The organism is Rhizobium sp. 21-4511-3d, assembly GCF_053522545.1.
In genome coordinates this window covers 14993-38018 of sequence record NZ_JBNWCF010000027.1, presented here as the reverse complement: position 1 = coordinate 38018, position 23026 = coordinate 14993, and the positions used below count along the sequence as shown (strand labels likewise).

Genomic DNA, 23026 nt, shown 5'->3' with positions numbered 1-23026 from the left:
CAACGATTGGACGCTCCGGCTTACCTCTATCTGACTAGCCGACTACCCTCTGGATGAATTGTAAATGGCTGGATGCGCTGGCAACCTCACGATGGGTTCAAGGGTAAATGGGGTTTGACATGTTATCTGCTTTCGACGGCTTTGCCCGCGGCGATCAGGCCACGCCGGAGACCCGCGTCGTTGCTGCCGGCTACCGGCTGAAGCGCACGCTCGACATCCTGCTCGCCGGTGGCGGCTTGCTGTTTCTCGCGCCTGCCCTGATCCTGATCGTCATCGCATTGCTCATCGTCGACGGCCGCCCGATTTCCTTCAGCCATACCCGCGTCGGCCGCTATGGTCGCCCGTTCCGCTGCCTGAAATTCCGCTCCATGCGCACCGATGCCGCCGAGCGGCTGGCCGAAATCCTGGCGACCGATCCGGTGCGCCGCGCCGAGTGGCAGGAAACCCAGAAGCTGATGAACGACCCGCGTGTCCATTGGCTCGGCAAGCTTCTGCGCATGACCAGCGCCGACGAGCTGCCGCAGCTGATCAACGTGCTGCGCGGCGAGATGAGCCTTGTCGGCCCGCGCCCGATCATCGCCGAGGAAATCGAGCGCTACGGCGCCAATGCACATGTCTACCTGTCGATGACGCCGGGGCTTACCGGCATGTGGCAGGTCAACCGCCGTCAGGACACGTCATACGAGGAACGCGTCCAGTACGATCTCGACTACTATCGCACCTGTTCCTTCACCACGGATATCGGCATTCTCTGGAAGACGGTGGGTGTCGTGTTTTTCGCTCAGAACGAGAAAGAGCGGCTCACCAAATGAAAATGGCGGCGAGAACGACCCAGAAGGCGAGGCAGAAAAGCGCCAAGCCCCAACGGAGTTTGTATTTCAGGAACGACGGCCGGGTATCCGGCGCCTGGTGCCCGGAAGCGGCATTTTCGGACAGATCACCGAAGCTGGCTGCGTTCCGCGCATATGCAGAATTTCGTGCCGCCTTTGACTCTGTGACCATGACATTGTCTCCCTACCGTCTCGGCAGCCGACTCAGTACAAGCTCTCCGTCCTGCCGGAAATCGCATACCGCGCCAGCCTTGTCCAACGATTGTTTCCGCGTTGGCAGCCGCCGTGGCATGTCATCCAAGCTTTCCCTAATAACACCGCAGCCGCCTCCTGGTTCAATTTCTGCCGAGGTTTGCTGAGATGATCGGGGAGGAAGACAGCAACAACCGGCCGGAAAAGCCCGGAAAATCAAAGCGGATCAAGATGCCCGCCTTTGTTGGTGCCGGTCTGTGGACGCTGACGGCAAAGATCGTCTCGCAGGTCGCACAGCTGCTCGCCTTCCTGATCGCCGCCCGCGTTCTGGAATCGGCGCAATTCGGCTTCTATGCCTATAGTTCGGCCATCGCCATCCTTCTCGTGCTCTGTGCCGAGGGCGGCTGGGGCGAATATGTGATGAAGTCGCATTGCACCGGCGACGAGCTCGACCAGATCGGCACGATTGCCGTCATCTCCGGCCTGCTCTGCACCGGCGTCGGCTTCGCGCTGTCGATCATCCTGCATTATTGGGGCGATCCCTGGCTCGGCGTGCTGATCGCGCTCTATAGCTGCTGGTTCCTGCCCTCCTCGCTTTCGGTCGTCTATGACGGGCTGCTCGTCAATCGCGGCCAGCTGAAGCAGCAGTCGATCATCCGCATCATCGCCGAATGTCTCGGCCTCGCCGTCACCATCGCCGGCCTACATGTCGGCTTCCATGTCGCCTCGCTGATCGTCGGCCGCCTGGTGATGCAGACCGCCTGCCTGATCGGATCGCAGATCGTCGTGCGCTGGTATCCACGCGTCCACCTGACCCGCGCCTTCCTGTTGGAAATTCTCGAGTTCTCGCGCCACATCCTGTCGAACCGCATCATCTTCTATCTGCGCTCCTATTCCGGCACGCTGGCGCTCGGCAGCTTCCTCGGCCTCGCGGAAGCCGGTTACTACCGCGCCGCCGAACGCATCGTCGGCGCCATATCGGAGCTGCTCGGCGAACCGGCGCGCATGCTCGCCTGGACCGCCTTCCGCAAGATCCGCAACCAGCAGAACGACGCCCTGCGCTTCGAGGAACTCGGCCGGACCGCCACGCATTTCATGACGGCGCTGATGATCGTCTCCGCCCCTGTCTATATCGGCCTGGCGCTGGTCTCGCCCGCCCTCGTCGATATCGCGCTCGGCGATGCCTGGGCGCCGACGGCAGCCCTCGTCTCGATCCTCGCGATCAAGCAGGTTCTGCTGATCCCGGGCTATGTCACCGAGCCGCTGCTGTCGATCACCGGAAACATTGCCCGCATGCCGCGGCTGATGCTGCTGAACGGCGTCGTCGCCATCGGCCTGATCGTCGCCGCAGCGCCCTTCGGCGTCGAGGCCGCCGCCTTCGGCCAATGCGTCGCGGCTCTCATCAGCCTGAAGATTTCCACGCATCTGCAGGGCCGCTACGGCGGCCTCGACTGGAAGCGCGTGTTCAGCGATTGCGGCTACGTATTCGTCGCGATCCTTGCGATGTCGGCCATCGTCTATGCCTTCGGCTATATCGGCGAAGCAACGGCGATGACCCGCATCGAGATGATCGCTTTTCAGGTGCTCTCGGGCGCCGTCACATACTTTGCAGCACTGGGGGTGATGCATCGTATCCATGGCGGCGTCGTTCCGATCTGGGAGGTGAAAGACCATCCGAAAAGCTAATGCCCATTCATCAACACCGGGGGAAAGCCGATGACGACTGTAACGCTGAAAGGCCGCACATCGACTTTGCGTGACGCAAGACGGCGTGCTGAGAAATTCGTGGTACCACTGCAGGCCCTGAGCGGGCGCCTGCGCTATTTTCTTCCCATCCCGCGCCGCTTCACCGGCGCCTATTCAAGCTATCAGGAAGCGCTTGCCGCAGCCAAAAACGGCGCCCTTGCGGGCTACGATCACGATGAGATCGCGCCCGTCGCCTTCGAGCAGATGTGCCGCCTTGCCGCCTGGGATTATCCCGTCCTCTTCTGGATGCGCGACCTCGTGCGCGAGACCGGCAGCCTCGTCGATGCCGGCGGTCACATGGGCACCAAATATCGCGCCTTCCGCTCGCATCTGCCGCTCGGCGAGAATTTCCGCTGGGTGGTCTACGACCTGCCGGCCATCGTCCGCGCCGGCCAGAAGCTCGCCGACAAGGACCAGCTGACCCGGCTCTCCTTCGTCGACAGGATGGCCGATGCCGGACCGACGCCGCTCTTCCTCGGTTCGGGCCTGATGCAGTATCTCGACGTGCCGCTCGGCAAGCTGATCGGCGAAATGCCGGAAGCGCCGAAACATATCCTTCTGAACAAGGTCGCCCTGCGCAAGGGACCGACCGTCGTCACGCTGGAACAGATCGGCCGCGCCAGGGTGCCCTACCAGATCCGCAACGAAGCCGAATTCCTGCAGCACGTCACCGGTCTCGGATACGAGCTCGTCGACCGCTGGGCGATCCCCTCGCTCTCGACACGGATCGACACCCATCCCGAACTCGGCAGGACCGAAAGCGCCGGCTTCTACTTCCGCAAGATTTGACTGAGTAAGTGGTGAGAACTGAGCCCGCCATCGCAAGATGGCGGGTGCTTTTTTAGCTCACCTGCCGCGAGGGCTGCGAGCCCGGCAGCGGACGCCGCTCTTCGGCGAGACGCTCCTGCAGGTGGTCGGCAAGCCGCATCGACAGCGCCACCAGCATCAGCGTCGGGTTCGCATGCCCGGCTGTCGGGAAGACCGAGCTTCCGGCCACATAGAGCCCCTCGACCCCATGAACCATCGAATTGCCATCAACGACGCTGGTCGCGGGATCGCTGCCCATGCGCGTCGTGCAGGAGGGGTGCGCCATGTCCATGAAGGCAGCAGCCGACGGGTCGCCGGCGGCGATCCAGTCTGCGAGCTCCGGCTCCGGCAGACCGAGGCGGCGGAACTCGGCCGACATCGTCTGCGCCAGCCTTGCGATGCTTTCGATCTCCGTCTCGCCGATCTTCCAGTTGACGCGGGCGATCGGCTTGCCGAAGCGGTCGAGTTTCTCCGACAGCGTCACCCGGCTCTCCGGATCCAACTGCTGCTCGGCCATCACGTCGAAGCGCAGCTCGGCCGAGCGATGCGGCAGGCCACGCAGCTTGACGAGGCGCTGATAGGCGCCGGAGGTCAGCATGCCCGGTGAACCGAGCACCGTCATGAGATCGCTGATCGCGCGCTTGCCCCCGCCCTTCGCCAGACGCTTCAGCGCCGCCCAGGGATCGTCGGCCGCATGGATCTGCACCGGATAGGCAGCGCAATTGGTCAGCCCCTCGCGCGCCTGGATCATCGGGCTGAGCGACAAGCCGCGCAGATAGAAATGCGGCGCTCCGTCATGCTTCAGACCGTAGAAATTGAAGTGCCGGGCGACGGCATCGATATCGCTGCTCTTGCGGAATCGCATCAGCGTGGTGCGCGGATGATCGGCGAGATAGCGCCCGACCGTACCGCGCGCATTGCCGAGACCGGCTGAGGACATCGAGTTGGAGGCGAGCAGCAGTCGGGCATTCTCGACGCCGCCGCAGCAGAGCACCACCATCTTCGTCCTGACCGTCGCCATATTGCCCTCGGGGCTGGCAACCGAGAGCGAATGATGCCCGCGCTGCTCGGCGCGGATCTCCGTCACATTGGCATTGGTGAGGAACTTCGTGCCTGATAGCGCCAGGCTGCGCGCCACATTGGCAAAGCGCATCGGCTCGCCGCGCTTCTGCCGCTCATGGCTGAACTGCCAGAAAAAATAGCGCAGCGTCCTGTCGTCGAAATTGAGCTTCTCGGGCGCGGTCCTGAGCAGCGCATGCAGCCCCGCGTCATAGACGTTCGGGCCGAGATTGAGGAGCTCGGCGGCACGGTCGAGATGCGGCATCAGCTCACTGCGCTCGAACGGCCAGCCGGAGAGCCTGAGCCAGGGCCTGAGCGCGAAATCCATCTCGTCGAAAGCCGCGCATTTGCCGACCCACGTATGGGTGCTGCCGCCGAGCATGCGGTTGCGCAGCTCGAAGGCCGGGATGTCGTTCAGCCAGGAAAGGCTGCCATTATAGCCGCGTCCCTCAGGTGCCCGCCGCTCACCGGAAGGCTCGCCGGTATTCTCAACCGCGTTCAGCACCTGCGGCCCCGGCTCGTAGGAAAGGCCGCCGCTGTCGAGCACCAGGACATCGGCCTTGCGCGACAGTTCGCGCGCGATGGTCAGCCCTGCCGGCCCGGCGCCGATGATTGCGACATCCGCCTGCAGCAGCGTGTGGACAGGCATGGATCTGAGGTCGAGAATGCTCAAAGCCTTTTCCCCTTCAATATCTTGCCTTCCTTGATAGCAAGACTGCAAACGCGGCTAAATCGTCCAATGAGGTCCAGCCGATTAGATCGCCTACCGACTTCGGATAGTCCGCCACCCCACACCGCCCTCACCTAAGCCGGAAGGATATGCTGAACGCCCCGGCGCTCCGTTTTAAGGTTCGACGTCGCGCGGCAGGAGCGCCGCGGATTGGGAGCGCAGGAGACTTGACCAATGGCCCGTGTCGGAGTTCGTGAATGGCTGGCGCTTGCGCCGGTAATGCTGTCCGGAAAGCTTGCCCGCTACAGCGATGACACCGGAGGGCCTCTGAAGCGCTTCGAAACGGATTTCTGCGAGAAATTCGGCGTCGCCCATGCGCTGACCATGTGCAACGGCACGGCAGCGCTGATCTCGGCCGTCGCCGCCGCCGGCATCGGCCCGGGGGACGAAGTGCTGGTTCCCGCCTATACCTGGATCGCCACGGCAGCCGCACCGCTCGCCGCCGGCGCCGTTCCCGTGCTCGTCGATATCGATCACACGCTGACGATGGATCCGGCCGATATCCTGCGCAAGATCACCCCGCGCACAAAGGCGATCATCCCGGTGCACATGTCGAACATGGTCTGCGACATGGATGCCATCATGCGCATCGCCAAGGAGCATAACCTCATCGTCATCGAGGATGCCTGCCAGGCCGTCGGCCTGACCTACAAGGGCAAGCGCACCGGCTCCTTCGGCCATGCCTCGGCCTATAGTTTCAACCAGTTCAAGAACATCAACATCGGCGAAGGCGGGGCGCTGGCGACCGGCGACCACACGCTCTTTGCCCGCGCCCGCATGTTCCACGATATCGGCGCGCTCTTCCGCGGCCACCTCGAATTCATCAAGGAACCGCCGATCCTCGGCGTCAACTTCAAGGCCAACCAGATCCAGGGCGCGATGCTGAACGTCCAGCTGAGCAAGCTCGACCCGATGATCGCCAAGATGCGCCGCCGCTACGACGTGATGGCCGAGATCCTCTCGCATAGCGATGTCATGCGCGTCGGCCCGCATAATGACATCGCCGCCGCCGCCGGCCTGCATGTGATCTTCGACACCGAGGACGATGCCAAGCGCTTCGCCGCCGAGCACAAGCGCGGCGTCTACCGCCTCTACGATTCCAGCCGCCACGTCTTCACCAACTGGCAGCCGATCCTGCAGAAGCGCACCGCCCACCCGGCCATGAACCCTTATAACTGGGCCGACAAGGCCGTCGATTACGGCGGCGACACCTGCACCCAGTCGCTGGATATCCTGCGGCGCACCTGCCGCATCAGCCTCGGCGAAAACTATCCGCTGATGCTGATGGCACATCTTGCCAAGCGCATGGTGCAGCAGCGCCCGGCCGGCGGACAGCTCGCCTATGCGACCTGACGCGGGCGGCAGCGACAGTATCATCGACCTCTGGCTGTTCGATATCGAGCCGCCGCTGCATCAGCTGCGAAGCCTTGAACCACATCTCGGCGAAGACGAGCGGGCGCGAGCCGCCAGCTTCGTCTTCGATGCCGACCGCAACCGCTACATCGCCGGCCGCGGCCGCATGCGGGAAATCCTCGCAAGCTATCTCGGCATCGATCCCGGCGAAGTCAGCTTCACCTATAACGAATACGGCAAGCCTTCCCTGGACGAGGGCCATGGCGCCGCGCTCCACTTCAACCTCAGTCACAGCGCCGGCCTGGCGCTGCTGGCGGTTTCGGACCGCTATACGATCGGGGCGGATATCGAACGGGTGGCGCCGCTGAAGGAAGATGTCGCCGGCTATTTCTTCTCGGATGCCGAACGCCGCGACCTCTCGATCCTCCCGCAAGCCGAATATCTCGACGGCTTCTTCCGCTGCTGGACGCGCAAGGAGGCTTTCGTCAAGGCGCATGGCGAAGGGCTATCCCTGCCGCTGCAATCCTTCGACGTCTCGATCGGAACGGAACCCGCCCCTCTCCTCAAGCGGCTGGACTCAGATCCCTCAGGTCCGGAAAACTGGAAGCTCTTCAACCTGGCGCCGGCGGCAGGCTTTGCTGCTGCGCTTGCGGTTCTCGCTAACGGCGGCTCGCCGGAGCTGCGCTGGCGCAGCCTCGATGAGACTTACGCCGTCAGCCGCGCATCCAGTATGTAGCGCCCACCAGCCTCATCGAAATGATGGCAGCCATGCAGCCCGGTCTTGAAATCGGGCGTGATGACGCGCACGCAGCGCTCGCGATAGGCCTCCGGGCTCAGCTCGTCGATCTCCATGATGTTGAGACCATAGCCGTAGATGCCGTTGGTATTGCGCTGCGAGGGCCGGTAGAGATGACCGTCGCGCTCGAACATCCGTCCGCCATTGCGCGCCGCGACACTGCCGAGCACGACGGGATTGTGCCGGTGCGGCTTCAATCCCTTCAGATCGGGGCCGTCGACCTCGTAGATATAGAGCTCGCTGCAGTGATCCTCGTAGGCGTGATAGTCGGAGAGATTGCTGAACAGCCACCACTTGCCGCCATGCCGGACGAGCATGTTGTCGGCCGCCGAGCGGCCCTCGAGCGCCGTGGAATAGAGCTCCCATTTCAGCGGAAACTCGACGCAGCGCCAGATTTCGACACGCTTGGTCGCATGCGTCTCCGGCATCATGAAGATGTCGTCGCCATCCCGGAAGACATAGGGATAGGAAAGATGATGCTCGCAATTCAGCGCGATGCCGACGGGCACCAGCCGGTCGTCCTCGAAACGGCCGACGGAAATATGCGCCTTGTGCCCTCCGGTCGAATAGGACTCGTAGAACAGGTAGCAGTTGCCCTCGTGCTCGAAGAGGAACGGATCGGCCTTGATGTCGTCCTTGGTCGGCGGCACCTCGATCGATTGCGACGGATCGAAGTCGTCGATCTTGCCGTGACCGGTATAGAGCGTCCAGACGGCAGCGCGCAGATGCATGCGCCGCCCGGCGGCCGCAGCGGCGCGCTCGAAGAGATGCAGGCCGAGTGCCGCGCCATAGCGCATGACGGTGGAGAGCTTCGGCGGCGGCGCCGGATTGCGCAGGCGGCCGGGCACTGTCGAAAGCTCGCCCGCCGCCGCCTTGCGCAGCTCGCGCAGCAGCAGCGTCACCGCCCGCTCCTTGATGAAGGCGGTGTTGCGGGCGGCTGAAATCTTGATGTTGAAGCTGCAGGCGGCGATCGTCACTTTGCCGGCGGCACCTCGATCGGCCGAAAGCACCAACTCGGTCGCCGGCGCCTTGGTCAGCAGATCGCGGTAGCCGAACCAGCTGCCATCGGCCGAGCACTCATCCAGGAAATTGAACGACCAGACACCGAGCGGCAGAAGGTTCGCCACCGATGCCGGCAGGCTGGCCGGGGTCATCCGGACGATCAGGTCGAGGCCGAGCTCCGACGCCAGTCTCGATACATAATTGCCCCGTGCCGCCTCGTCGGCCATGGCGTGCATCACGTCGAAGCGCTGGTCCTGCGCCTGAAAGGTACCCGGCAGATATTTCGGCTGGCGGGCAAGCAGGCGGTTCTCGATCTGCCATTGCAGCCGGAACAGCCTGGAGGCCCGCGCCTCGCCCTCTGGACGGTCGTGGACGATGACCGTTTCCAGCACGAAGCGCTTGTCGGCCTTGATCCGGTCGAGGATGGCCAGCTGCCAGTTTTCCAGCGCATCCTTGGTTCCGGCCAGAACGCCGATCCTCAGCGGTCTGTCTTGTTCCATGTCGTCGCTCCGTATCACCGGGTTGCGGTTCATTGTGCGCTCTGGGATTCCAGTTTCTTCGAGATCGCCGAGGCGAGCTCGCGGATGCCGTCGCTGCCGAGCGAATCTTCATGCCAGCCGCTGAGGCTGACGACCGCCGTATCCTTGGCGACCGCATCCCCCCAGCCGAAGCGCAGCTTGGCAGCACGTGGGTGATGAGCCTCGCTGCGCAGGAAGACGATCGATGGATCCTGCGTCTGCGCCGGCTTGTATTGCCGCGAGGCGCGGACCAGCAGGCCGGTTACGGCTTCGTTGGCGACTTCCTCGGGCGAATACTCGCCCTTGCGGACGCCGAAGAAGCGCAGGAGGCCAAGCGTCAGGTTGAACTCCTTGAGATAATCGATCAGCCGCATGCGGCCGCTGAGCACCTTCTGCGTGAAGTAGATCGACCGCTTGACGCGCCGCTCCATGTTCCAGCGCTTCTGCGTCAGCTTCGGCTGCGCCCGGAAGTAACCCGGTGCCCAGGCGTCGATCATCGCGGTGAACTGCACCTCCTTGCCCGCCTCGCGCAGCTGCCGGGCGATCTCGAAGGCGAGGATGCCGTTGACACAGAGGCCGACGATCGCAACCGAGGTCACCTGCGGCGGGATCTCCATCGCCTCGATCGCCAGGGCGGCGATCTCCTCGAAGGACTTGCCGGCAAGCGCATCGTCGAGACGCGCGTTGAACATGTTGACGTTGTAGACGGGCGTGCTCTCGGGAAGCGCCCCAGCGAGCTTGTAGTAAAGGAACGGGTGGTTCAGCGTATAGACCGCGGAGGCCCCGCTCCCCTGCTTGCAGGTCATCAGTTCCCAGGGATTGCCGGGGACTACGGCCGGTGCTTCCACCGGTTCCGCCTTGGCGGGCGCCGCCTGGGAGACGCCGAACACCGCGCCCGTGAAGCGCTCCAGCGTCGGTTCGCGGAAGAGCAGCTCGAGATTGGGCTTCTCCTCGAATTTCTCACGAACCGCCGAGAGCATGCGCAGCGCCAGCAGCGAGTGGCCACCGAGCGCGAAGAAATCGCTGCCGGGCTCGACGGAAGGCACGTTCAGCACCTGCTTCCAGATCGCCGCAACCGCCGCCATCTTCTCCGGATCGGCTTTCAACGAAGCTGTGTTCTTAGGCTTTGCCGCAGCGACCGGCGCGGCTGGCGCCTTCGCCGGCAGGCGGAGCGCAGAGCGATCGACCGAACCGTCAGCCGTCTTCGGAAGACGCATCAGGACGCTGATTTCCTTCGGCAATTTCGCCGCCGGAACTTGCGCTTCGAGATGGCGCATCAACAGCGCAGGCAGCTGGTCGAGCGCCTCGTCGCAGGTCGGCGACGGCACGATGAAGGCAACCGAGCCGGTCTCGCCACCGGCCGATATGACCGCGGCTTCGCCGACAGCCGGATGCGAGCGCAACACGCCCTCGACACTTTCAGGATCGAGACGGCGGGCCTCCGCCGGCGAGCCGGCGCGCAGCGGCACCGTCAATGCAGAGAGGTGAACCTCCGGATCGGCAAGCACCGCGTCATAGGTTTCCTTCCAGTAGCGCAGGAAGGTCTCGATCGTCGCACGGTCGAACAGATCGGTATTGTACTCGATCGACATGCGCCAGCCGCTCGGGCGGCCGACCATCATGAAGCTCAGGTCGTAGATCACGCCAGGCGACTGCGACGGCGCGCTGATCAGTTCGAACTCGCCATAGCGGCGGTCTTCGAGGAAGGCCTTCGACAGGTTGAAATTGACCGAGATCAGCGGATTGCGCGACGGATCGCGCGGCGGATTGATCATCCCGACCAGCTCGTTGAACGGCATGCGCTGATGGGCGAGAACGCCTTCCAGCATCTCGTTTGCCGCATGCACATGCTCGGTAAAGGTCGGATCGCCGCCGATGTCGTATTTCAGCACCAGCGTGTTGATGAAGACGCCGATCAGGTTTTCGAGATCGGTATCCTCGCGTCCCGCGACATTCGAGCCGAACAGCACGCACTTGTCACCCGTCAACCGGTGCAGCATGGCGCTGATGACGGCCGCACCATAGCTGTAGAGCGAGACGCGCGCCTTGCGGGCGGCGGCATCGATCCTGTCGCCGAAATCCATCGGCTGCAGGATCGAGATCAGGTCGGCATTGGTGGTCTTGACCGGACCGCGCGGGCGGTCCGGCTGCACTTCGAAATAGGGCACGTCGGTCAGCTTCTCGCGCCAGAAGGTGCTCTCGGTCTCGAAACCGTAGCTTTCCAGATACTCGGCCTGCCAGAGCGCGTAGTCGCCATATTGAAGCGCCAGTTCCGGTACGTCGGGTGTGCGCCCGGCATCGATGGCGGCAGCGATCTCGCCGAGCTCGCGGCCGAGCACACGGATCGACCAGCCGTCGAAGCAGCTCTGATGCGCCGTGATCAGGAGCACGCCGACATCGTTTTCCATCATCAGCAGCGTGACGCGGAACAGACCGGCCTTGCCGAGATCGAAGGGCACCCGCGCCGTTTCCTCGCCGATCGACGGCACGCGGCTCTTGCGGGTTTCCGGCGTCATGTTGCGCAGATCGATGACCGGCATCTTGAAGTCGACGCTCTTGACCACCTGCTGATAGGGACGGCCGTCCTTCTCGACGATCCGGGTGCGCAGCACCTCATGGCGCTGGATGATCTTGCGGAAGGCGGCTTCCAGCGTTGCCGCCTTGAAGTTTCCGCGGATCTCCCAGCGAACCGCCACGTTCAGGCCGGGATTGCCGGGATTGAGCTGGTTCAGGATCCAGCAGCGCAGCTGTGTCTGCGTGCAGGGAAACTCGCCGATGATCTCCTGGTCGTCTTCCGGCTGTGACGGTGTCTTTTCGAATACGCTCATGATGCTCTCCCCAGCCCGTTGCGGCGAGCGCCGTTACGGAAGTCCTTCAGCGACGGAACGTGATACTGAGCCGCTGTCTGGCTCATCGTGTTCTGCTCCTCGGCGAAGGCCGCAAGTTCGGCGATCGACGGATGGCGCAGCAGGTGCTTGGCTTCGAGCGGCAGGCCGGCGTCCAGCATGCGGGCAGCGATGCGGAAGATGGCGAGCGAGTCGGTGCCGAGTGCGTAGAGATTGTCCTCGACGCCGACGTCGGGGAGGTTCAGCACTTCCTGCCAGATGGCGAGCAGCTTGGCCTCCATGTCGGTCCGCGGCTTGACGGTGATGATCTGCGTTTCGCGCTTCGGCAGGCCGCGCAGCTTCAGCGTCTTGCGGTCGAGCTTGCCGTTTGCGGTCTGCGGCAGCTGGGTTTCAGGTACCCAGAAGGCGGGAACCATGTAGCCCGGCAGCTTGGCCTTGGCATGGGCGGCGAGTTCGGCGGACGACGGCTCGCCTGCCCCGGCGGCCGGCACGACATAGGCGACGAGCGACTTGTCGCCCTTCTCGTTCTCGGCAAGAACCACGGCGCATTGCGCGATCCCCGGCACCTGGGCGACGACGGATTCGATGTCGCCGAGTTCGATGCGGAAACCTCTGAGCTTGATCTGCTGGTCGCGGCGGCCGAGCAGCTGCAGCGAACCATCCACCAGCCGCTTGCCGACATCGCCCGTCCTGTAGAGGCGGTGCGGCTTGCCCTGGTCGAAAGCGACGGGAACGAAGGCCTTCTCGGTGAGATCGAGCCGGTCGAAGTAGCCGTTCGCCAGTCCGTCACCGCCGATGCAGAGCTCGCCGGTCACGCCGATCGGGGCGATCTGGTTGGTCTCATCGAGGATGTAGAGCTGGGTATTGGCGATCGGGTGGCCGATGGTGATCGGCTTGCCGGCATCGGTGACCTGCTCGACCGAGGACCAGATGGTGGTTTCGGTCGGGCCGTACATGTTCCAGAGCTCGCCGCCGATCGTCAGCAGCGTCCGGGCCAGGTCCTTCGGCATCGGCTCGCCGCCGCAGAGCATCTTCAGCGAAGGCTGGTTCTTCAGCCCGGCCTCGACCAGCATCTGCCAGAGGGTCGGCGTTGCCTGCAGGACGGTTGCCCCGCTCCTGTTGACGAGGTCGACCAGCGCAAAGCCATCCTGCACCGTCTGGCGGTCGGCGATGGTCACCTTGCCGCCGGAGATCAGCGGCAGGTAGAGTTCGAGTGCGGCGATATCGAAGGAGATCGTGGTGACCGCGACGATGCTGTCATCTGCCGTGAACTTCGGCTCGCGCTGCATCGACAGGAGGAAGTTGGTCAGCGCCCGGTGCGGAACCTCGACACCTTTTGGCACGCCGGTCGAACCCGATGTGAAGATGACATAGGCGGCCGCACTGGCCTCAGGCAAGTTTTTTAGGACCGCCTCCGTCAGCGACGCAGCATCCCGAGTCTTGTCGAGGCGAATGACCGGAACGCCGGCGGCAAGGGCTGCCATCTCGTCGCTATCGGCAATCATCGCGCCGATGCGGGCGGCATCGATGGTCTGGCTGAGGCGCTCGACCGGATGACCGGGATCCATCGGCACATAGGCATGGCCAGATTTCATGATCGCCAGCAGGGCGACGACCATGGCGATCGAGCGGTCGCAGAGCAGCGCGATGCGCTGGCCGGGCTGCGGCACCGCCATCTGGATCTCGAGCGCCAGGGTGTTCGAGCGGGCCTCGAGATCGCCGTAGCTGATCGTCTCGGCGCCGTACTGGACGGCCGTTGCATCGGGATGCTCGGCAGCGCGCTTGGCGAAGAGCGAGACGGCGAGTTCTTCCTGGTCGTAGCTGGAAGCCGTGTCGTTGAGATCGCCGATCAGCCACGAGCGTTCTTCGGCTGAAAGCATCGGCACCTGTTCGATCGCCATCGTCAGATCGTCGGCAAGGGCGCTGACCATCGTGTCGAAGTGGCCGATCCAGCGCTCGACCGTTTCGCGGTCGAAGACATCGGCATTGTAGTCGACGTCGATGCGGACGCTGTCGCGGCCTTCGATCATGTTGAAGAACAGGTCGAAGTTGGAGAAGGCCTTGGCATTCGGCGCCATCTGCGCCTTCAGATCGCCGAAGCTTTCGTCACCGGCAACACGCTCCAGGTTGAACTGGATTTCCGTCAGCGGCAGGCGGCGGGCGTCGCGCTTGACGCCGAGCTTCCTGACCAGCGTGCCGTAGGTATAGGCCTGGTTTTCGAAGGCCTTGAACACCAGCTGCTGGGTGGCCTTCAGATGCGTCAGGAAGCTCTCATGCGCATCGACGGTCTGGCGCAGCGGCAGCAGGTTGACGCAGTGGCCGAAGAGCACCTCGTCACCGGCGAGCGTCTGGCCGGCAGACGGGATGGCGATGACGATGTCCTGCTGGCCGGAGAGCCTTGCGACCATCACCTGCAGGGCGGCGAGCAGCGTCGAGAACAGCGTTGCTCCCGACTTCGCACCGGCCTTCTTCAGCGACTTGTAGTGCTTGCTCGAAATGAAGCCGGTGCAGGTGCCGCCCGCAAAGGTACGCGGCTCCTGGCGCGGGCGGTCGAGCGGCAGCTCGGGCAGTTCGGGAATGGTCTTGAACTGATCGAGCCAGAAGGCTTCGGTCGCCGGATCGGTATCGGAATTCGGCGCATATTGCGTCGCATAGGTGGCGAAGGACATGGCCGCCGGCAGTTCCGCCTCCTTGCCTTCCTTGATCGCCGAATAGACGGTCGAGAGCTCGTTGACGAAGATGTTCAGCGACCAGCCGTCACAGATGATGTGGTGACCGGTGAAGACGAAGACATGCTGGTCCGCAGCGAGCTTGATGATCGCGGCGCGGGCGAGATAGCCCTCGACGAGATCGAAGGGCGTGCGCGCCTCGCCGTCGAGGATTTCCTGCAGGCGGGCTTCCGGATCGCTGTCGCCGGACATGTCGATCAGCGGCACTTCGAGGCGGAAGTCCGGGATGAACTCGAAGTTTTCGCCGGTGCGCGAGAACTTGATGGACACCGCATCGTGGCGTGCCGCGACACGGTCGACGGCCTGCTGGAAGACGGCATGGTCGAAATCACCTTCCAGCCGCAGCAGGAAGGATTCGTTGAAGGCGCAGGACGCCTCGTCACCGGCCTGGGCGGCGAGCCAGACTTCCTTCTGCGCCTCGGTCAGCGGCGCCGAGTGCAGCCGCGGCTTGTCCTCAGACTTGAAAGGGTTGGAGACACCATTGGTCTTGCGTTCCGCCGGAGCCAGGATACCGACGCCCTGCAGGGCATCGAGCGCCTTGCGGAAGGCGGCGGCGATGGCGTTGAAGTCTTCCTCGACATGCGCCGTCGTCAGGAAGCAGGGATAGCCTTCCTGGATATGGATGCCGTTCAGGCGCATATGCGGATAGACGAGCGCGCCGAGCGGGTCTTCACCGCCGAAATCGGTGATGAACCAGCTCTTGTAGCCGTGGATCGTCATGCTGATGCCGCGCTTGGCGAGATCGGCATTCATTTCGGCAATCAGCGCCTGGGTCCGTTCTGCGACCCAATCATAAAGAATGGCACCGTCGCCCTTGATATGGTCGATGACCGCGCGCATGGCGGCAAGAACCAGAGGATGGCGGACGAAGGTGCCGGCGAAGAAGGTCGGTGCCGTCATCGGCACCGAGTCATCGCCATAATTCCAGTGGCCGCCGTCGAGGGCGTCCATGAAGCGGGCATTGCCGGTCAGGACACCGATCGGCATGCCGCCGCCGATGACCTTGCCGTAGGTGGCCATGTCGCCCTTGATGCCCCAGATCGCCTGCATGCCGCCCGGATCGACGCGGAAGCCGGTGACGACTTCGTCGAAGACCAGCGCGAATTCGGCATCGGTAGCGATCTGGCGCAGCGAACGGACGAACTCGACCGGGCGCAGTTCCGGATGGCGGCTCTGCACCGGCTCGATGATCACGGCGGCGATATCGTCGGCATTACCGCGGATATAGTCGAGGCTCTCCGGTGCGCCGTAGCGCAGCACGACCATGTTGGAAACCGAAGCGGTCGGGATGCCCGAAGCAATCGGGATCGCCGACGGATTGTCGGCGCGGTTGCGGCCCTTGACCAGCACTTCGTCGAACTGGCCATGATAGTCGTTGGAGAACACCACGATCTTGTCGCGGCCGGTAACGGCGCGCGCCAGGCGCATCGCCGCCATGACGGCTTCCGAGCCGGTGTTGCAGAAGGTGACGCGCTCGTGGCCGGTCAGCGTCGCGATCGCGTCGGCGACTTCACCGGCAAGCGGCGTCTGCGGGCCGATGGCAAAGCCGTCGTCGGCCTGGTCCTTGACGGCGCGGACGACGAAATCAGGCGCATGGCCGAAGGCCGTCTGGCCGAAGCCGTTGACCAGATCGATATATTCGTTGCCGTCGATATCCCAGAGGCGCGAGCCCTTCGAGCGGTCGCAGACCAGCGGGAAGATCATTTCCTTCCATTCCGGGCGGAAGCCGGAGGCCGTGCGCGGATCGGCAAGGCGGCGGCGATAGCGGGCGGTCGAGGACTTCGACCGGCGCGTCTTGGTTTCATAGGCGGCAATAAGATCCGAGATGAACTGGCGTTTTTCCGGCGACAGCTCGGAAACCGTGCTCTTGGTGCCCGGCTTGTAGAGCTTCATGCGGCGCGAGGCCTGCGGAGCATCGCCACCACCCTCGCCTTCCGGCGCAGTGGATGCTGCAACAGCGGCAGGCGCTGCGGGCGCGGCTTCAGTGACCGGCTGCGGTGCAGGAGCGGCAGGCACGACGACCTGCGCCGGCATCAGCGCGGCTTCGGAGACGCCACCCTGCATCAGCGCCATCTGCTGAGCAAACAGCGACTGCATGACCTGCAGCTGCGACTGCATCAGAGCTTCGAGGCCCGTACCGGAAGCCGCCGGCAGCGGATTGATGCGCGGCGCGGCAACCGGCATGACCGGCTGCGACACCACCTGGACCGGAGCGGCAGCAGCGGCCGGGGCAGTTGCGACAGGTGCGGCAGCGGCCGGCGCCTTGTCGGCCGGCATCTCGCGGTCGAGATGGCGGGCGAGATCGGCGATCGAGGGGATATTGCTCAAGAGCTCGCGGAAGGAGATCTTGACCTTGTATTCGCGCTCCACCTTCTGGGCGAATTGGCCGATCAGAAGGGAATCGAAGCCGAGTTCGAGGAAGGTTGCGGAACTATCGCTGGCACTGAGCGACTCGCCCGAAATGTCGCTCAGAATCCGAAGCAGGGAAGCTTCGATGACAGGAACACGATCGACAACGGATGCAACGGTCATTGGTTTACTCTCACCGGTAGGTTGCTCTTGAATGCTGGTGGCGGGGGTTGCCACGGGTACGGAAGCGGGTTGTGAAGCAGCGCCTGCCGCGGCGCGGCGTGCCGAAGGCGGCGCGTCGATCCAGTGGCGCTTGCGCTGGAAGGGATAGGTCGGCAGATGAACCTTGCTGCCGCCGCGCGACCAGGCCGACCAGTCGATGTTGCAGCCGGCCATCCAGAGCTTGCCGACGGCATCGCCGAGCGTCTCCGGTGCCGCATCGGCGCGGTCATGCTCGGGCAGCGACTGGATGATCGTCGCGACATTTTCCTTGGCGAGCGTCTGCGAGGCGAAGGTCGAGAGCGCCCGGCCGGGGCCGATCTCCATCAGCACCGGCTTGACGCCGCGGCAGAGCGTTTCGAGACCGGCGGCGAAGCGCACGGTTTCGCGGCAATGGCGTGCCCAGTAATCCGGCGACGTGCCCCGCTCGCCGGTCTGCCAGTCGCCGGTGACGCAGGAGATGTAGGGAAGCGTCGCCGTGCCGTAGGTGACGCGGGCGGTCTCGTCGCGCAGCGCATCGGCTGCCGCATCCATCATCGCCGAGTGGAAGGCGTGCGACGTATGCAGGCGGCTATAGGCGATACCGGCGCTGTCGAGCGAGGCACAGGCGGCATCGACAGCAGCGAAGGTGCCGGAGATGACGCAGAGCTTCGGCGCGTTGACGGCGGCGATCTCGACGCCCTCGCGCAGATGCGCCGAGACCGTCTCGATATCGGAGCGCACCGAGACCATCGCCCCATGCGGCTGGTTCTGCATCAGGCGGCCACGGGTGGCGACCAGGCGAAGACCGTCTTCGAAGGAGATGACATTGGCGAGCGTCGCGGCAACGAATTCGCCGACGCTGTGGCCGATCATCGCGAAGGGACGCACGCCGCGGCTCATCCAGAGACGGGCCAGCGCATGCTCGACGAGATAGAGGCAGGGCTGGGCGATCTGCGTCTCGCGCTGCTCGTCCATCATCGTCTGCGTCACGGCGCCGGAATGGCAGATATATTCGCGCAGATCCGCATTCAGCGTCATCTTCAGCAGTTCGGCGCCGCGGTCGATCCAGCGGGTGAATTCCGGCTCGCGGCTGTAGAGGGCGGCGCCCATGCCGACATATTGCGCGCCCTGCCCCGGGAACATGAAGGCGATCGGCGGCGCTGTGTCCTCGGCGGTCATCGATGTGTAGCGCTCGGACTTCAGCCGCTCGATCGCATCGTCGCGGTTCATGGCGGCGAAGGCGCTTCTGTGGGCGAAGGTGCGGCGGCCGGTCTGCAGCGTGTGGGCGGCATCGGCAAGCGTCACATCCGGCTTGCTTTCGAGATGGGCACGCAGATTGCCGCGCATCGCGGCAAGCGCCTCAGGCGTGCGGGCCGAGAGCGGCACGATGAACGGACCCTGGGCCGCCGACGCTTCGGCAACGGCGGGTGCTTCCTGCAGGACGACGTGAATATTGGTGCCGCCGACGCCGAAGGCGCTGACACCTGCCCGGCGCGGCGTATCGGAGGCCGGCCAGTCAGCCATTTCGTTGAGGATGTAGAAGGGGCTGTTGGCAAGGTCGATGCGCGGGTTCGGCGAACGGTAGTTCGGCATGCCCGGGAGCTTGGCATTCTTCAGCGCCAGTGCCGTCTTGATCAGGCCGCAGACACCGGCAGCCGCATCCATATGGCCGACCGTGCCCTTGACGGAGCTCAGCGCCACATTGCGGCGGCGGCCGGAAATGCTGGAAAAGGCCTCGCTGAGGCCGCCGAACTCGATCGGATCACCGAGCGGCGTGGCCGTGCCGTGGCACTCGATATAGCCGATGGTTTCAGGCTCGATACCGGCATTGGCGATGGCTGCCGAGATGACATTGGCCTGACCGGCGATGCTGGGCGCCGTGAAGCCGACCTTTTCCGATCCATCATTATTGACCGCATAGCCGCGGATCACGGCATAGACGCGGTCGCCGTCGCGCAGCGCATCTTCGAGACGCTTCAGCGCCACCACACCGGCGCCGCTGGCAAAGACGGTTCCGGCGGCATCGGCATCGAACGGGCGGCAGACGCCATCCGGCGAGACCATGCCGCCTTCCTGATACATGTAGCCGCGCTTCTGCGGCAGGGTCACGGAGACGCCGCCGGCAAGCGCCATGTCGCAGCTATAGGTGAGCAGGTTCTGGCAGGCCTGGGAGACGGCAAGCAGCGAGGTCGAGCAGGCCGATTGCAGCGAGAAGGCCGGCCCCTGGAGATCGAGCTTGTAGGCAACGCGGGTGGCCAGCGCATCGGTCAGCGATCCGACGATCTGCTGGTAGAAGCCGATCTGGTAGTTCGAGGTCATCTCCTCGGCCGTCTGGCGGTCGCGGAGCACGTTGTTGATCAGGTAGGTCGGCATCGAGGCACCGGCGAAGACGCCGATCAGGCCTTCATACTTGGCAGGATCGTAGGCGGCGTCTTCCAGCGCTTCCCAGCAGATTTCCAGGAAGATGCGGTGCTGCGGATCGGTGACCGCGGCTTCTTTCGGGAACATCCCGAAGAAATCGGCATCGAACATGTCGACATCGGCAAGCGCCGGGCGTGCCGGGACGAAATTCGGGAGAGCCCTCTCCTCATCGGTAAAGGAGTCTTCGAGCTCATCCAGCTTGTACTTGTAGAAGCTGTTTTCGCCGGACGCGACGAGGTCCCAGAGCGCATCGACGTTCTTCGCTCCGGGAAACCGTCCCGACATGCCGACGATTGCGATCTGCCCTGCATCAGGCAAGGCTTCTCCGGCGTCGCCCCCACGATCCCCTGTCATTTGGTGTTCCTCCGGAACCGAGCCATATTGTTGCGCTGCTGTTCGGCGCGCAGGGCTGCCGCAGCGTCCCGGCCCGAATTGTCGTGTTTGCCCTCGAGGAAGCGCGACAGTTCGCGGATCGTCGAATGCTTGAAGAGCTGGACGACCGGAACCTGGCGGCCGAGCTCGGCCTCCATGCGGGCGTGGATCTGCATCAGCTGCAGCGAAGTGCCGCCGAGGTCGAAGAAGTTGGTGTCGAGATCGACCGGCTTGTTGCCCAGTGCATCGCGCCACAGCCGCGTCAGCATCGCCTCGCTGCCGGTGTCAGCGGCAATCTCGATCGCGCTCGGCGCAGCCTCGACAACAGGGGCCAGAAGCTTCGAGCGATCGATCTTGCCGGCCCGGGTCATCGGCATCTGATCGATGACGATTGCCGAGTTCGGGATCATGAAGGCCGGCAGGCGGCCGCGCAGCGTCGCCATGACATCGCGCGTCAGTTCCTGGTCCCTGCCGCGCAGATCCTCGCGCGGGCAGAGGAAGGCGATCATCTGCTTCAGTTCCGGTCCCATCACCTGGCAGACGACGGCCGCTTCCGAAAGCCGTGTATCGTTGCGCAGCGCCGTCTCGATCTCGTCGAGCTCGATGCGCTTGCCGTTGACCTTCACCTGGCGGTCGCGGCGGCCGTGGAAATGAACGGTGCCGTCGGCATCCATCGTGCCGAGATCGCCGGTCAGGTAGCAGCGGACCGGACCATCGCGGGTCTCGACCATGACGAAGCGCTCGCGCGTCAGCTCCGGCCGGTTGAAGTAACCGAGGCCGAGCCCCTCGCCGGCGAGAGCGATCTGGCCCTCTTCGCCAACAGGCACTTCATGCAGATGATCGTCGAGGATGAGGATCTGCGTGTTGCCGATCGCCTTGCCGATCGGCATTTCGGTGCCCTTGAAATCGGCCGGGATGTTATAGCCGGTCACCAGCACCGTCGCTTCGGTCGGGCCGTAGGCGTTAGTGAGGCGGCAGTTCGGATGCGACTGCAGGAAGCGCAGCGAATGGGCGACCGAGGCGACATCGCCGCCGAACAGCACATGGCGCAGTGACGGAACCCGGTCGCGGCCGAAATCGGCGAGCAGATTGAACAGGCCGGGCGTCGAGGCATGGAAGGTGACGCCGTGCTCTTCGATCAGGTCGCAAAGGCGGCTGATCGAGAAGTTCAGATCCGGCATGCCGACCAGCTTGCAGCCGTTCAGCAGCGCGCTCCAGATTTCCAGCGTCGAGGCATCGAAGGAGATCGTCATCGCATGCAGCACGACATCCTTGCTGGTGAGCGGATTGAAGTCCTGCTCCTGCACCAGATTGGCAATGCCGCGATGCGCCACGACGACGCCCTTCGGACGGCCGGTCGAGCCAGAGGTGAACATCACATAGGCGACGTCGCCGCCAGTCGGCCGTGCAGCCGGGCGAACCGTCGGAGATGCGGAAGCTTCAGCGATAACCGCCCGTGCATCGAAAACCTTGCTCGGAAGGCCCGGGATCAGCGCCAGCTTCTGGATCGACGCCGCTTCGGCGAAGATCACCTTCGGAGCGCATTCGCGGATGACATAATCGAGATGTTCGGCCGGATAGGCCGGATCGAGCGGCAGGTAGGCGGCGCCCGCCTTCAGGGCGGCCAGCATGCAGACGATCGTTTCCAGGCTGCGCGGCAGAAGAAGACCGACGACGTCACCCCTCGAGACGCCCCGTTCTTCCAGCGTCACGGCCACCTTGTCGGAGAGCTCGTCGAGCTCGCGATAGGTCAGCGAGACGCTGCCAAAAACCAATGCCGTGGCCGACGGATTCTTCTGCACATGCGCGCGAAAGATCTCCGGCAATCCCTTGTCGCGGTCGTAGCTGACCGTATCGCTTCTCTCGATCGTCCCTGGATATGCTAGGCCCGTCATTGCACTTCCCCCTTGTCGTCTGCTGGCGGGTTTCTGCTGCGCGGCATTCGTGTGGCGACCTTCCCATTTCAGCGGGATTTCGCCAGATGATCATTGGGATGACCCCTTCGCCAAACCGGCCCTCCAAATCGCTAGAGGGTGTAGAAAAGCCGACGTATGGGGCTATCCGGTAGTGCCCTACCTAGCCGAAAGAATTAGCCTGCCCGGGAGGGCCGCAAATGCGCCGGGAGCGGCATCTCTGCCGCTCCCGCAATTGCTTGTGAAACCTGGAAATTACGGCTGCTGCGGCAGCGCGTAGACATGCACGTAATCGACATACATATGCGATGGATCGGGTGCGCTCGCCTTGGTGACATTGTCGACCAGGCCAAGGTTGAGCAGCACATACATCGGCTGCTGGTGTTCCGGCCGCGTCTCGGTCTTCCAGACCATCTGCCGGTCGAAATACATGCGGATGTATTTCTCGTCGATCTTCACCCCATAGGTATGAAAATCGCCCGGCTTGTTCTTCAGGAAGGCGTTGATGCGCGAGAATTTCGAATAGTGGTCGCCGTTGCGATACCAGACGTGCACGGTCGAGGAATAGCCGTCGGGCTTGTCGCCGTAATATTCCATCACGTCGATCTCGGCGGTCGATTTCGAGCGGTCCTTGCCGATCAGCCAGAAGGCCGGCCAGAGACCCGGTCCGGTCGGCAGCTGCGCTCGGGTCTCGAAGTATCCGTACTGCTGCGCAAAGCCATTGCCCTTCGGATCGACGGAGGCAAGCAGGCCGGAGCGCCACTCACCCTTGCCGTCCCTCGAGGACTCGATGCGCAGCACGCCGTCGTCGACGGTGAAAGGAAAGCCGTCCTTGGGATTGGCAAAGCGCGCCCCGCCGAAATCGCCCGACCACGGCGTATGGGCGATCCAGCGCGTTCCCGGCCCCCAGGCCGAAACGCTGAGATCGTCGAACTCGTCGGCGAAGGTCATCTTCATCTTGTCGAGATCGAGCCCGTCACCGGTATCGCCGGTTACAGCCGCATCCTCGGCAAAAACAGGCACCGGTGCGGCCATCGCGAGAGCGGCCGCACAGAGCGCCAGCAGCAAAGGCCGCCGGCCGCCCGTCAATTCATCACTGCGAGAAGTCTTCGATAGCTTTGACATGCCGCGAACGATAGGCAGAGCGCAAAACCGGGTGAAG

Annotated in this window: 11 protein-coding genes; 5 read left to right on the top strand and 6 right to left on the bottom strand. The window is 63.9% G+C overall.

Features of this window, described 5'->3' with window-relative positions; translation table 11 throughout:
* Window positions 1-119 precede the first annotated feature (119 nt).
* The 3 genes from ACQZ5H_RS32185 to ACQZ5H_RS32175 all read left to right on the top strand — a co-directional run bounded on the left by ACQZ5H_RS32185 (window position 120) and on the right by ACQZ5H_RS32175 (window position 3557).
* Window positions 120-812 carry a sugar transferase gene (locus ACQZ5H_RS32185; protein WP_112711348.1) on the top strand — a complete coding sequence of 231 codons (693 nt, stop codon included), beginning with the start codon at window positions 120-122 and terminating at the stop codon, window positions 810-812.
* A 378-nt stretch (window positions 813-1190) separates the two neighbouring features.
* Complete coding sequence (locus tag ACQZ5H_RS32180) at window positions 1191-2708, top strand: oligosaccharide flippase family protein (RefSeq protein ID WP_112711350.1); 1518 nt, start codon at window positions 1191-1193, stop codon at window positions 2706-2708.
* A gap of 30 nt (window positions 2709-2738) precedes the next feature.
* The gene (locus tag ACQZ5H_RS32175; RefSeq protein WP_112711351.1) at window positions 2739-3557 is read left to right on the top strand and encodes a methyltransferase, TIGR04325 family; all 819 of its coding nucleotides are present in this window, start codon (window positions 2739-2741) and stop codon (window positions 3555-3557) included.
* Between the two features lie 52 nt (window positions 3558-3609).
* Here ACQZ5H_RS32175 and ACQZ5H_RS32170 read toward each other — a convergent pair whose 3' ends face one another.
* Window positions 3610-5307, bottom strand: a complete 1698-nt coding sequence (locus ACQZ5H_RS32170; protein WP_449100172.1) for an FAD-dependent oxidoreductase — start codon at window positions 5305-5307, stop codon at window positions 3610-3612.
* A 231-nt stretch (window positions 5308-5538) separates the two neighbouring features.
* Here ACQZ5H_RS32170 and ACQZ5H_RS32165 point away from each other — a divergent pair, with 231 nt between their 5' ends.
* Window positions 5539-6717, top strand: a complete 1179-nt coding sequence (locus ACQZ5H_RS32165; protein ID WP_413710039.1) for a DegT/DnrJ/EryC1/StrS family aminotransferase — start codon at window positions 5539-5541, stop codon at window positions 6715-6717.
* Window positions 6707-7453, top strand: a complete 747-nt coding sequence (locus ACQZ5H_RS32160) for a 4'-phosphopantetheinyl transferase family protein (protein WP_449100171.1) — start codon at window positions 6707-6709, stop codon at window positions 7451-7453. The genes ACQZ5H_RS32165 and ACQZ5H_RS32160 overlap by 11 nt, the downstream gene beginning before the upstream one ends.
* Here the strand turns inward: ACQZ5H_RS32160 and ACQZ5H_RS32155 are convergent.
* The 5 genes from ACQZ5H_RS32155 to ACQZ5H_RS32135 form a co-directional block, all read right to left on the bottom strand.
* Complete coding sequence (locus tag ACQZ5H_RS32155) at window positions 7423-9015, bottom strand: glucosamine inositolphosphorylceramide transferase family protein (protein ID WP_130283877.1); 1593 nt, start codon at window positions 9013-9015, stop codon at window positions 7423-7425. The genes ACQZ5H_RS32160 and ACQZ5H_RS32155 overlap by 31 nt on opposite strands.
* A gap of 29 nt (window positions 9016-9044) precedes the next feature.
* Window positions 9045-11861: a condensation domain-containing protein gene (locus ACQZ5H_RS32150; protein WP_449100170.1), complete on the bottom strand. Its 2817-nt coding sequence runs from the start codon at window positions 11859-11861 to the stop codon at window positions 9045-9047.
* A complete protein-coding gene (locus ACQZ5H_RS32145; RefSeq protein WP_449100169.1) occupies window positions 11858-19933 on the bottom strand; it encodes an amino acid adenylation domain-containing protein in 8076 nt (2691 codons plus the stop codon). The genes ACQZ5H_RS32150 and ACQZ5H_RS32145 overlap by 4 nt, the downstream gene beginning before the upstream one ends.
* Window positions 19930-21846 (bottom strand): non-ribosomal peptide synthetase, encoded by a 1917-nt coding sequence (locus ACQZ5H_RS32140; protein ID WP_449100168.1) that lies wholly within the window; start codon window positions 21844-21846, stop codon window positions 19930-19932. The genes ACQZ5H_RS32145 and ACQZ5H_RS32140 overlap by 4 nt, the downstream gene beginning before the upstream one ends.
* 273 nt (window positions 21847-22119) lie before the next feature.
* Complete coding sequence (locus ACQZ5H_RS32135) at window positions 22120-22953, bottom strand: glycoside hydrolase family 16 protein (RefSeq protein ID WP_449100167.1); 834 nt, start codon at window positions 22951-22953, stop codon at window positions 22120-22122.
* Between the last annotated feature and the right edge of the window lie 73 nt (window positions 22954-23026).